The sequence below is a fragment of the Alkaliphilus sp. B6464 genome (genome assembly GCF_018141165.1).
GTDB lineage: Bacteria > Bacillota > Clostridia > Peptostreptococcales > Natronincolaceae > Alkaliphilus_B.
This window is the reverse complement of the sequence record NZ_CP058558.1, coordinates 254,422-267,970: the sequence shown is the minus strand read 5'-3', so window position 1 is coordinate 267,970 and position 13,549 is coordinate 254,422. Positions and strand designations below refer to the sequence as shown.

The following is a 13,549-nucleotide window of genomic DNA, read 5'->3' as shown; positions in this document are numbered from 1 at the left end:
TATACCGCTTACTAGAAACATATATATTAAAAGTATTAAAGAAATACAAAGATATTAGATTTAATAAAAGTAATTAAAATAATTAAATTAAATACTTGATATGTATAACTCAATTTGAATATAATTGCTATATTATTTTTCTAGGGAGGAATTAATCATGAAAAGAAAAAGTTTATTATTGCTTATAACTATATTTTTTGTATTAACTACGTTAGTAGGATGTGGGACAAAGGTTCCATTTGAAACAAATCCTGAAAGTGAAATAAAAATTGAGTCTATTGAAAAAAGTATTCAAAATAGTGAAAAAGATAAAGAATTTTATGAAAAGTATTTTCAGTATAGAGTTCTTGGAGTTATGCCTAAAGGCTTAGAAGAAATGTTTAATGCACTTTCAGATGATGAATTAGAAAGAAAAGTAGAGAATGGTGAAAAATTGTTCATTATAAATCTGCTTGTAAAGGATAGTCCTCAAGAAGTTGAGCAATTAGTTTTAGAAGAAATCCAAAACTACATAAAGGCTTCGAGAATGGAAGAAAAGGAACTAGATTTTGTTTTAGCACCAGAATTCGAGAAAGAAAAACCAATTGAGAAAGTTAAAGAATATATGAACAAAAACAAAATCGAAGTAACTGAAGTGGTACTTCCTGAATCTTTTGAATCTATAAATACATGGGCTTATCCAATGAGATACACATACAAATATGTGCTTATTGGTACAATTGATGGAAAGTCTTTTGAAAAAGAAATAGTTCAAGATTTTTATATTGGGGCTAATACAGATGATTTACATGAAAGAATTGAGTATATAAAATAACAAATTTACAGCAGAGAAATCTGCTGTAAAATTACATACCATACTCATGGTTGGTATAGTTTTTATATTATGGAGGTGAGAATAATGAAATCAAATAAAATGTATCAAAGAAAGATAGTAACTTTATTATTATTTGTTTTTATATTGTTTATTGGAATTTCATTAAGCACAACAAAGGCTTATGCTTTTGGAGAACTGGCAGCAAATAAATTTACAGATGATAAAGATAAACTAAGTAAAATAATTACTGAAGTAATGGTTGAAGCGAATTTAGATCAAGATGCTCTTATAAAGCATATTGGTATTGTAGATGATGCTTCTGATAAAAAAGGAGAGATTATTACTGGTGCAATACTGCTGCAAGTGAATGATGTAATTAATAATGTAAAAAGTTCAGATAACATTCTAGATGCAGTAAAATCAGTAGTTTCAGATATTAAAAACCAGAAAGAATCTTTTAATGGTTATGTTCAACAGTCAAAAGATTTAGTAACAGGGAAAACCCCAAACAACACTTCAACAAGTTGGTTCTTCGATACTATAGGAAGTAATTCAATGCAATGGATTTCTAATGTATTCAATAAAACAGAGTTAAATGCACAACAAGCAGGAGAAATTTTTAAAAACAAAAAGAAAATTGACCAAGAGGCTATGGAATCTTTAGGTCTTGATGGATTAAGTAAGAACATGATGGATGCATTATTCCAATTTAATGAAAATTATAATGGTTCTATTGACAAGATGAGCGAAGAACAAAAGAAGTTTTTACAAGAAACTAATATGTATTTTGTTTATCAATTAGAACCTACTCAACTTGGCGAAAGACTTATGAAAGTAGTTGGTTCAGATACAAAGGTATGGAATGATTTATTCAGGAGTAATAATATTAAATCTGCAAATGACCTTAATAAATTAATTAATGATATAAATATTAATCGAGCAAAAATAGAATCCTTATTAAGTGATCCAAAAAATTATGAAAAGATTGCTGATAAGGAAGCAGGATACGATTCACAAAAAAATATAGAAGATAGAATTGCAGAATTGTTTAGTACGCAAGGCGATCCTAGTTTGACAAATAAGGGGTTTAAAAATGCTCAATTAAAAGGAGAAATTCAAACTGAACTGGTTAAATTATTAAGGGAATTTGAAGAAAAATATGGGGTGAAATATGTTTATAATCCAAATGCTAAATCGCAATTTAACTTTGGACAATTTGGATCTGATGGTAAAGTTGAAGAAGTAGGGCAGTTTAATTATAGGTATTTCCCTGTAATTACTAAAGTAAGATTTACAGTTACAAGAAAATCTGGTCCAGTTGGAGGATTAACTCTGGCAAATGATAGTAAACTTCAAGAAGTTGCTAGTAAGTACTCTGGAATAGGTAGTGCTTATAAATCAATTACAGGTTCATATATGCCAACCTTACAAGAAGTAGGTAGATCTTACAATAAAGTAGTCTATGAAGTAGATTATGCAGAAGGTATTAGTTGGGATGACCTAAGAAATAAAATGTCAGGAGTATATAAGCAGTATAGGCCTGCAATTGCTCTTGAGATTAAAAATGAAGGAATATACACTATCAATGCGGAGATATTTGCAAAACAGTTAGTTGAAAAGGATAAAGTTCATGAGGAACATAGTTATTCATGGTACCATGATGATGACGAATGTGATGGACACACAGAGACTTGCCCTTTATTCCGTTACTGGCCATATTATCAACAACTAAAGAAATTAGAAGATGGAAATCATAAAGTAGAAACTAAATATACTAATAAGGAACCTGATATAATCGGTGACGAAGTTCAAATAGGATATGTTGATTGGGAAGTAAATGCAACAAAAGGTCTTGTTGAAATTCCTGTTATGGGTAAAGATGTAACAACATCAAATATAATCACTAAGTAATAATTAATTAAAAGCCTGAATAGTTCAGGCTTTTTTTTAATTTTCCATGAATTTGCTTGATAATGAGGTAAGATTACTGATACTATTATTATATAAAAATTTATTAAGGAATTTATTCAATTTTAGGAGGTTTTTTTATGAAAAAAATATTGATTTTAACAATTTGTTTAGTCTTGATGATTGTATTTTCTGTAAGTGTTTTTGGTTCTGTAAATAGAGGTGAGGTAATATTAAAAACTGAAATTAGGCCAACAATTCAGAAATCTTATAGGTATCCATACTTAGGCAGTGAAAATAAGATTTCACCAGATAATAACTTATATTATATTGATTTTTTTGATCCTACTACTGAGGAGTTTATCAAAACACAAGAGGTTAGATATGTAGATAATTTCATATTAAGAGAGGTTTATTCTGATCTACCAGAAAAAATATTTACATATAAACCTGTATCTAAGGAAGATTATGAGAGTTATTGTGATAAGTATGGATATATTGAAGAAAAGGCTGTTTCTATGAATAGAGATGTACTTTTATTTACATCCCTACTTGAAGAAGGTAAGACAAGTTATTTTTTTAGTCAAATGTTTAAATCAGGACTTGTTTGGAGTATTGACAGTAGAACGATTGAATTGATTAGCATATTGTCAAATGGAGAAATCAATAATTCAATTGTTATTGAAAAGGAATTTAATGAATCTATGATAGAGGTTCAAAATAAAATTAAAGAATTGGTTTTGAATGATGAAAATCAGATCTTAGATGTAATTATTTTACCGTATGAAAGTCAAGTATACAAATGTGGTTATACTTTTTATTATAAAGGAGATAAAGAGCATCCAGTAATAACATTATTTAATAATGAAGTATCCATGGTTGAACAGTTAAATACACAACTGTCTAATCTAAATTCAAAATAATTAACCAAAACATACTCTATGTTTAGAGTATGTTTTTTTATATTTTAAAACTTCCTATTGACTTCTGTACTATATGTGGTTATAATTCGTTGGGTTTTTAAAAAACCACAATAATCTAAAATTACAAAAAGGAATTTACTGGCTATAGTATTACATAGCCAAATATTAGAACTATAGACAGAAGAATTTGAAGGAGGAATCTATTATGAAATTTAACATGAATATTGTGCCTAATAAAATTGACCATTTAAAGGAAATAGCAGATGTCAAAGATGTTTTTCTTAAAACAGAAATTGAGATTCTTTTAAACAATTGGTGTGTGCAACAAATAAATCAAGAATATATTTTTTTTAAGCATTTTAATAGTAATAGAAAAGGTGTTATTTATCAATTAATTTTGTCAGGTAATGAGTATGATGGCATTTATGAACTTGAAGTCTTTGGACACGATCTAAAATTTAAAAATGTATTTAAAAAAGAAATTAACGATTTAATGATAGAAGTTAAAACCAATGGAAACTACGACTTGGCTCGATTTAATAAAAAGAGTTATACATTTACAGTAGATAGAAATATAACAGGTGATGAGAGTTTTAAAATTGAGATACGAAAGTACCTACAGCAACTATCTAAAATAGACATAGTGGAAGTGATTGGATTAGATAATAGCATAATTCAATTTGATCAACAAGAGTTGGGAGAAATTAAATTTAGAGGAAAACTTCATAATTTATTAAAAAAATCTATTAATGATATTCAAAAAATTAATTTCTGCAAAAAGAAAAAACAGTACTATATTAGTAAATTAGATTTAGGAGAAGAAGCCTTTAAAAAAGAATTATTTAAAAGAAATATGATCACACCTGAAGAATACGAGATTTACACGACTGGAGATAGAAACGAAAATGCTAAGTTGTTTAGTGAATTAAGAAAAATTGAAATTATTTAATGCGATAATTTGAATTTAACAAATTTGTTTGGCAAAATAACGCCATAATTCAAATATGAAATTAAAAATTAAGTCATAAGACATTTAAATAAATTATAGAAAGGGAGTGGACTATATGGCTAAAAAGAATAAGGTAATAGTTATGGGATTTGTTCATGAAATACTCGATACAGATAATGAGAAGGTTATGTTCACCTTAAAGATCAGAAAAAATCCAACAAGATTTGTATATCCAATTATAGTATTAAATGAAAATAGAGAGAAATTTAAGGAATTGATTAAGGAGAAGGCTTTAGTTGCAATCTTAGGTGAAATCAGAACTGAAAGACGAGAAGAATACTACGAATGTCCTAATCCGAATTGCAGTGAAAAAATTATAGATAGATATATATTTACAACTGTTGAGGCTGAAGATATCAAATTTGTAAAACCTAATGAGAAGGATCCATTTATGAACGAGGTCTTATTGCTTGGAGTTGTGTGTAGAGAAAAAGACTTTAGATATATTGAAGGAACTAAATCACCTTTAGGAAATACTAAGTATCAAGTTGCTGTAAACAGAAGGGAACCTAAAACAACTGATTATCCTTGGATTAACTCTTTTGCAAGACAAGCAGAGGAAGATGCCCGAAGATTACAAGTTGGTTCTCAAATTTTAATTGATGGTATCCTTAATACCAGAAAAAATAAAAAAGAATGTGAGTGTTCATTATGTACATCTAAAATTGAAGTTACAGAACACTTAACTGAAGTGGTAGCCAATACGGTTGAATACTTGAATAATTGTATTTTTGATGATAAATAAATAAATTTTAAAAATAATTGAATACATTAGAATTAATTAGTAAAATGAACAACCAAAAAAATGGTTGTTTATTTTATTTATATATATTTTTTATATATAATGTCTCAAATTGATGTTAGGGGTGATATTACATGAGTTTATTTAAAAAATTTAAAAATACTAAGAGTGCCAACTATGACCAATTTTATGATGAAAATGGATTTTTCATAGATAACGACAATAATACATATAGCGGTAACTATGGCAATTACGATAGTCAAAATCCTAGTGGTATGGGGGACCCTAACCAAAATAATGATTTTGATAATAATTCAATCATAAATAAATTTAGAGGCGACAATAGTAAAACCAGAAAAATGTCTAACTTAGATAATAGTTATCAAGATTCATATGGTCAAGAGCCTCACTTAAATAATGATTATTTAGAGGAAAATCCTTATATCCACAAACAAAAGCAGTCTGTAGATATTAAAATTTTAACAGGTATAGCCATATATGTATTCTTCCTTATATTTGGCATGTTAAATACAACTTTTCAGAGTGGGTATAAACCTCAAATAATTAATACTCAAATAAGAGGAGAGAGATCTATTTATAAGCAGACATACAATACAGTAGAATTTATAGATAGCCTAGATGATTTTAAGGGTGTTAATGAATTGCAAGAGTTAGCATCTACAGGACAATACACAACAAGAATAACTCCTCTTAAAATAACTGAGAAAGAAATTAATAAAAAAATAGAAGAATTAAATGATTTAAAATTGAAAGTTAAAGATGATAACGTACTAAAACTTGAGATGATACAAATGGCAGAGGATTTGCTAAAAACGGACTTGGATATGGTGCAAGGGGCTATTAATTACTATGAAACCATAACTGGTTATTCGGATCTTAGTTCACCTCAAGTGCAAAATATGCAGAATATACTTTTAAATGGACATAGTATGTTTAAAAATAAATTAGCAAACTACAAAGTAAGATTTGATCAAATAAGGAAATATGATTTGCTATTAGATTAATTATAAAGGGGTGATGAATTATGTTTAATATTTTTAAAAGAAAAGATAATGATTCAAATAATAGGAACGATTACTTATCGTATACAAATAACAATCAGCAGGATATAAGGTTTGCTAATCTTGAATCTAAATATGAAAATATGAAAAATAAGAAAGAGTATTTTGAAAGGGAGTACAAAAAACTCAAAGGTATGACTGAAAATTTATGTAAGTCTATCATGTCAAATGAGTATAATCTAAATCAATTAGGTGGGAATAGTATTTTAAAAGATATGGATGTATTTAAAATGATTGATTTTGCTATGATGGATTTTCAAAAACAAAAGATAAAGCAAATGGAGACATTTAAACAACTTTCAGATCAAATAAAAATGCAAGGAATAATGATAGAGAGTTTAAAAACTCAATTGACACATGCCATGGTTCAAAATAACAAAGATATTTCAATGGAAGATCTCCAAAATGCAGAAGTAATAGATAATACTGAAATAATGGAGCCTTTAAATTCAGTAGTGGAGCCAATCGTTGCTAAAGTAGAGAGAGATAATAGAGGAAACACTTTTAAGTCAGTAAATGATGCTAATTCAGCACAGCAAGAGATTCCACAAACTCAAGCAAAGCAACAACATAGTTTGCAATATAATCAAGGTCAATCTCCTCTTGTAAATTTAGGCAATTCAAATAATCCATTAGAGTCTAATGATATCCCTGCTAGATTAACAATAGAAAATGTTAATGCTTATATGTCAGCAATGAATGATGTAATGTGGGACATTTTAGAATCAATAGGCACTGAAGGATTTGCAAAGTCTACAGATATTACTGATTTTATTCTTGATACATTGGGAAAAAACTACAATAAAAGCAATGTGCTTAATTCAATCTCTACTTTAAAGAAAATGAATATTCTATCTTCAGAAACGATATCGACTGGTTATAGACGATTCCAGTTGTTTAAATTTACTCAAAAAGGATTGGATATGTATAGGGATTATTTTAAGAAGGAACCAGTAGAGTCAGAAATAGACAAAATGATAAGAGATCATGATAATATTATTCATGGTTTTACGATAAAAGATACTATGGAACTTCTACTACAGTACCATGATTGCACACATGCAACCATGGAAAGAAGTGAAGTTCAAATTAAACTTGCAGATGGGAAAACATATATCCCTGATGTTGTTGCGACAAAAAATGATGGGGGTAAAATCTATGTTGAGGTTGAACTTGGAAATACTCCGCAGAAAGACTTTAATGAGAAATGCAGGAAAATGCTTGAGGTTACAAAAGACTTGTATTTCGTTACTGATGTTGAAGAAAAAATGAAGAAAAAACTTGAAGGACAAATTTCGATGTTCATTCTTTCAATTGGTGGGAAAGAAAAAATATCAGGAGTTACATTTTACTTAACTACTATGACACAGTTATCAAAAGGAGAATTTGCTAAAACAATGCAATATTAGTGGAATTAGTGTTATTACTGATTTTGAAATAATACTAATTCTTCTTGAAAATGATTAGAATAATACTTTATCTTATATAAAATGTTTATTTGAGGAAGGAGGAGATCGTATGGCAGCATTTTTAGATTTTCTTAACAATTTATGGTCATATTTTGTAAGTATTAATGCCAATGCCTATTATGGAATTATGTTTATACTATCAAAAAACTGGCTGCTTATCTTCTCAACGGTTTTCATAGGTATACTAATGTATACAGAAATGCAAAACAAGGCAGGAGATATTATTGATGATAGAAGGAACGTGTACTAAAAATAAAAAATAGAAGGGGTGATGGTTATGAGTTCAAAAAATATAGAAACTATTAGATATAAAAGTGATGTTTCTATTAAACAATTAAGAAGTAATATATTTATCATAGGATATTATATAGCACTGGTGTGGTTTTGGCAGTTTTCTCTATCATATCAATCATCACTGTATGCACTTATGAATTGGGGTGTATTTTTGATGTTAATGTTTGGTGCTATTGGTTGTATTGTTTCTAAAGAAGATAGTGAAGCAATTGTAAGACATACCAAAAATCAAGTTTTTTCATATCTGATAAGTACATTCGTGTATGATTTGTTTTTAAGAAGTGTAATTTATAATATACCAGCAAATACTGTGGATACGTCATCAATAGTTGTAAGAAATTTTTTGACAGTGGGATCTGCAATGATAAAAGTTGGTTTTCCTATAGCATATATTACTTGGATGTTACAGAAACTTGCAGTGTTTAGAAAAGGTATTACTAAGGAAAAGCAAATGGAAATTCTTCGTGATGTTAGGAAATCCGTCTCTAAGAATTCAAAAGATAAGTTTAAAAAAGAAAAAGATAATTTTAACAATAGATTTTAATTGCTTTATTAAACAGAGAGGTTTTACCTCTCTGTTTATTTTTTTAATTAAAACTTGAATTGTTGTTAATCCTTGACTAAAATCTAAAAAACTTATTTTGAAAGGTGGTGAAAGCCATGTATACTTTATCTGAAATTCTTAGAGGTAAACCGAATGCAAGACAACATGAAGACCTTAGAATACTAAGAAGTTTTGTAGAATACAAAGAGGGTTCCGACAAAATGGATTACATTATAATAGAAATGGAAATGAAGGATAGGGATGGCTCCTCTATACACATGTTTAAGGCAATTAAGTTATATCGGATTATTAAATTGCCTGATACTTTAAAGCAATCTCTTGCTATGATGGACATACAATCTCAAATTTTAGCATCATTTTGGGAAGGCAAGATTAATTTTATTTCAATGATTACAAGAATAGAAGATTGCGGTACTGATACTCCGATAGGACTTATGCAAATATTTGGAGTTCAGGGTGTCGCTAGAACAATCCAAGAGGCTAAAGAAATCGCAGATTGCGATTTTCAAGGTTTAACAGCAGCAATTCAAGGTTCTTATAGAACTATGGAATTCAGAATGTTAAATACTAAAGAGTCTGAATGGATGCGAGAAAAGATGGCTAATATGAAACATATTCAAGTAATAAGAGGCATTCCCCAAGCAAGAAAAAGTCCATCTGAAAGATCAATAAAAGGATTTGGAGGTTCAGATACTACTCCAACATCTGAAGAAACTACTGAACAATTTGCAGCAGGTCTAGCAGAGCATGAATTTATTGCTTTAACGCTTTCATCTCCAATAGAGTATGATGTTCTTGAAAACTGGCTTACTCAAACTACTAAAAAGCAAACATATTGGGCTAGTGTTATGCAGGGAACCACAAGTATGAACGCAGGTATCAATATTCCAGTTGTTTTTGCTGCAAATCTAGGTTCTTCATTAGGCACAAGTGACGGTGTATCTGACTCTGTATCAGAAGGACGAAGTACGAATACAAGTACATCAACTAGTGTTTCAGAGTCCATTAGTAGATCACATGGTTTTTCGCAAGGAACTTCTATTGGAACTTCGGAAAGTTTTGGACAGAACATGAGTATATCTCATAGTGAAGGTGAGAGCATGACGCATACTATAGGTCATACTGAAGGTGTAAGTTTTGGAGAATCAGAAAACTTTAGTGTATCAACAGGTCATTCACAAGGAATATCTGAAAATTTTGGTACATCCGAATCTGTAAGTAGTTCACAGTCATCATCTCAAGGTTTTTCTCAAGGGTTATCCCAAAATCATAGCCAAGGTAGTTCACAAGGTCATTCTACATCTCAAAATCTTAGCCAATCTCATTCACTTGGTTCATCTAGCACAACTTCAGGTTCAGCATCTTTGAGTGTGGGTGGGAGTGCAGGAGTTAATTTGAAGTTAGTAAATGCATCTAAATCTGTTACTGGTACAGTAGGTGTATCCCATGGGATATCTTCAAGTGAGACAAGTTCAGCAGGAATTTCAACAGGAGAAAGTTTATCAAATGGGACAAGTCAAAGTGACTCATGGGGGCAGTCTACATCAAATTCAAATAGTCTTAGTAACAGTTTTGGCAGAGGGAGTAGCACAAGTCATGGACAAGGAACAAGTGAATCTTGGTCTCAAAGTTCAAGCCAAGGTAGAGGTTTAAGTAGAAGTGTAAGTTCATCTGATTCAGAATCCTTTTCACAAGGAAGAAGTGTATCTGACGGGTGGAGTAAAGGAGTTAGTTATGGAACAGGTAGAAGTCAAACTCAATCTGCATCCGAATCTTACTCTGTATCCCGATCTAATGGCGTGTCTAGGGGTGTATCGAGAGGAGAAGGTGAAAGTTGGGGTAGAAGCATAGGCAGAAGTTCTAGTGTAAACAATAGCCTATCTCAAGGTTTCTCTAGTTCTATGGGGGTAGGAGCATCCCTTGGCGTAGGTAAATCTTATCAATTCATAGATAAAGAAGTTGAAAATATTGTAGAATTACTTGAATTTCAAAAATTAAGGCTTAAAAAGTCTATTCATGGTGGGACAGGGGCCTTCTTCGTGGATATGTATGTTGCAACTGAATCTAAAGAGGCAAAAAATGCTGCTAGAACTGCTGCTAAATTCTCTTGGTATGATGAAAATGCATTAATTTGTCCGCTTCAAGTTTTAGAACTGGAAGAAGAAGAAAATGACCATCTTCTTTATCATTTCAATGCTTTTAGTGCATGTACTATGAGAGAGATGGATAGATATGGAGAATTAGAATCATATAAGTATACAACTATCCTTAATTCTGATGAATTAACTGCATATACACATATTATACGCCTTAGCGATGGTGGAATTTACGCAGATATTCAAAACATTCCAGAATTGGCTGTTCCATCTGAAATGCATGGAGAAATTTATATAGGAAAGATTCTTTCAGGGTACAGATGGACTCCTGAAAGTGGGTATAAAACTAAATTTGATTACAGAATACCAGAAGCAACAATGATGCATGGTCTTTTTTGTGGAGGTTCTCGTTCAGGGAAATCAGTTACAGCATTAAGATTTACTGCTGAACTTGCAAACAAAGTAAGGAGAGGACCAAAGAAAAAAAGAATGAGAATTGTTGCTATGGATCCTAAGTATGATTGGAGAAAACTTGCAAGATATGTTGAGCCAGAAAGATTTAGAATTTATTCCATGGGTGATCCAAAGAAATTTCCATTCAAACTTAACCCATTAAAAGTTCCGATGGGTGTTGACCCTGAATTCCATTTAGACACATTGATAGACGTATTCTGTCGTGCTTATGGTCTTGGAGTTCGTTCTGTAACAATTCTTCTTGATACATTAAAAACCCTTTATGATAAACAGGGAGTTTTTGATACAGAAGATCCAATTGAAATTTCCGAAAGAAGTGCGAGAATTACAATAGCAGATGCATATAACTTCTTAAATCAGAAAAAAGAAAATAAAGAGTTTGGTAGAGATAAATCTGATGCCGTTGATAAAGTACTTGATCGTCTTGGTCGTTACGCATGGAAAAACGGTGTACTTTATAAATTATATTGTCAACCAGATGGAATGTCTATTGATGAAATATTAGGTCAAGATGATGTTGTAGTGTTAGAATCAGGAAAGATTCAATCTAATAATATGGCCTTTATTTTTGGATTTATCACAGCATCAATTTATATGTATGCTAAATATTTACCAAATTATTTTAATGGAGATGAACAATTTGAGACCTGCCTAATTATTGAGGAGGCAAACAGAGTACTAACAGGAGAGTCTGGAGACAGTAATGGAGGCATTCAAGGTCAGTCTATCTTTGAAGAAATGCTAGATCAGGCAGCGGGTATGGGACTTTTTGTATTTTCAATTACACAACAACCTTCACTTATGCCTAACTCAATTCTAGCAAACAGTGGTCTTGTATTTGCAGGAAAACTTACACTTGAAGATGATGTCACTTCAATCCTTACCTCGTTAGGTAGAGATCCAAAATTTGATGATAGGAATGTTAAGAAGTTCTTTCCTAAAATGCCTATTGGCTGGTTTGTAATCAAAAACTCGAGAGGTTTTGATTATAAGGAATCAGAGGCAGTTTTAGTGGCAGTAGATGGATTAGATGTAGAAACTCCTACTGATGAAGAATTAATTCAACAAATGGAAACGTATCAATTAAGAAAAGAAAGTAATCAGATTATAGAACAATATAAGGATCAAATTGATATAAACAATCCAACTCCTTATTAATATAAATGCATAGCACCTTTAGGTGCTATTTTTTATTAAAAAAATTTTGTTTTATAGAAATTTTCATATTAAAAAATTGATTTCATAAAATGCTTTCCCTATAATGGGGACTCACAATAAAAAAAACCAAAAAAAGATTCGGAGGTGGATATTATGAAGAAATTCATAAAAAAAGGTAATGTGTCATTTATTATACCTATCATAGTCGCATTTTTAGTAGCAATGGTGGTGTTTGGATATATGCAGTTTAATACTACTACTGCATATATATCTTCAGAGTTTATTAAACCCGGTACTAAAATAACAAAAGAAATGCTTAATGATGGAACAATTACAATTAAGCAGATTTCAAAATCAATCGCAAATGAGCATTTAATTTCTGACTTTGATTTAATTCAAGACAAATATGCTAAATACAACATTAATCCGGGACATCCTATTTACTCTTATGATATTGCTACTAGCAATGATTTAAGAACAAATCAGGAATTAGTAAGTATGAACTTAGAGGCTATTAGTGTTCCTGTGGGACAAGGTTCTGGACTTAGTAATAATGTAAAAGTAAGCGATAGAGTAAACGTTTATGGTGTTTACACTTATGAAGTTGGTAAAGTTGCAGTTGGAATAGGTGGAGAACATGCAGGTGTTGCAGTAAAGGATTTATCTCCTGCACTGCAAGATGTATTTATAGCAAATGGATATAGTTTAGATGCACAAATAGCAGGAGAACAGATTTCCGTATCAAAATTACTTCTTCAAAATGTTGCAGTTGTAGATGTTGAAACATATGAAGAAGAAGTTCAATCAGTAACAATTGCTCTTGAACCAAAACATGCTGAACTTATTCATTTAACAATGAAAACGGGTAAAATTGGACTTTCACTGCTTCCATATAGCGATGGTGGATATGTTGAAAAAGAAACTAATGGTGCAATTTCTACTTTAGAATTAAATATTAAAGGTGTATTCCAAGAAGGGGATAAAATAGAGTAATTTTTCTAGAAAAAGAAAAAAT

At 30.4% G+C, this 13,549-nt stretch carries 11 protein-coding genes; all 11 read left to right on the top strand.

Features of this window, described 5'->3' with window-relative positions; translation table 11 throughout:
- Nucleotides 1–157 precede the first annotated feature (157 nt).
- Nucleotides 158–814, top strand: a complete 657-nt coding sequence (locus HYG84_RS19245) for a hypothetical protein (protein WP_212382491.1) — start codon at nucleotides 158–160, stop codon at nucleotides 812–814.
- An 84-nt stretch (nucleotides 815–898) separates the two neighbouring features.
- Nucleotides 899–2,725 carry a hypothetical protein gene (locus HYG84_RS19240; protein ID WP_212382489.1) on the top strand — a complete coding sequence of 609 codons (1,827 nt, stop codon included), beginning with the start codon at nucleotides 899–901 and terminating at the stop codon, nucleotides 2,723–2,725.
- A gap of 137 nt (nucleotides 2,726–2,862) precedes the next feature.
- Nucleotides 2,863–3,645 carry a hypothetical protein gene (locus HYG84_RS19235; protein ID WP_212382487.1) on the top strand — a complete coding sequence of 261 codons (783 nt, stop codon included), beginning with the start codon at nucleotides 2,863–2,865 and terminating at the stop codon, nucleotides 3,643–3,645.
- A 205-nt stretch (nucleotides 3,646–3,850) separates the two neighbouring features.
- Nucleotides 3,851–4,594, top strand: a complete 744-nt coding sequence (locus HYG84_RS19230; RefSeq protein ID WP_212382485.1) for a hypothetical protein — start codon at nucleotides 3,851–3,853, stop codon at nucleotides 4,592–4,594.
- Between the two features lie 115 nt (nucleotides 4,595–4,709).
- On the top strand, nucleotides 4,710–5,399 hold the full coding sequence (locus HYG84_RS19225; RefSeq protein ID WP_212382482.1) for a single-stranded DNA-binding protein: 690 nt from the start codon (nucleotides 4,710–4,712) through the stop codon (nucleotides 5,397–5,399).
- Between the two features lie 131 nt (nucleotides 5,400–5,530).
- On the top strand, nucleotides 5,531–6,421 hold the full coding sequence (locus tag HYG84_RS19220; RefSeq protein WP_212382480.1) for a hypothetical protein: 891 nt from the start codon (nucleotides 5,531–5,533) through the stop codon (nucleotides 6,419–6,421).
- Between the two features lie 20 nt (nucleotides 6,422–6,441).
- Nucleotides 6,442–7,887 carry a hypothetical protein gene (locus tag HYG84_RS19215; RefSeq protein WP_212382478.1) on the top strand — a complete coding sequence of 482 codons (1,446 nt, stop codon included), beginning with the start codon at nucleotides 6,442–6,444 and terminating at the stop codon, nucleotides 7,885–7,887.
- Between the two features lie 109 nt (nucleotides 7,888–7,996).
- Complete coding sequence (locus tag HYG84_RS19210) at nucleotides 7,997–8,197, top strand: hypothetical protein (RefSeq protein WP_212382476.1); 201 nt, start codon at nucleotides 7,997–7,999, stop codon at nucleotides 8,195–8,197.
- A gap of 27 nt (nucleotides 8,198–8,224) precedes the next feature.
- The gene (locus HYG84_RS19205) at nucleotides 8,225–8,785 is read left to right on the top strand and encodes a hypothetical protein (RefSeq protein WP_212382474.1); all 561 of its coding nucleotides are present in this window, start codon (nucleotides 8,225–8,227) and stop codon (nucleotides 8,783–8,785) included.
- A gap of 116 nt (nucleotides 8,786–8,901) precedes the next feature.
- Complete coding sequence (locus tag HYG84_RS19200) at nucleotides 8,902–12,534, top strand: serine-rich protein (RefSeq protein WP_212382473.1); 3,633 nt, start codon at nucleotides 8,902–8,904, stop codon at nucleotides 12,532–12,534.
- A 153-nt stretch (nucleotides 12,535–12,687) separates the two neighbouring features.
- A complete protein-coding gene (locus HYG84_RS19195) occupies nucleotides 12,688–13,527 on the top strand; it encodes a hypothetical protein (protein ID WP_212382471.1) in 840 nt (279 codons plus the stop codon).
- Nucleotides 13,528–13,549: the final 22 nt, after the last annotated feature.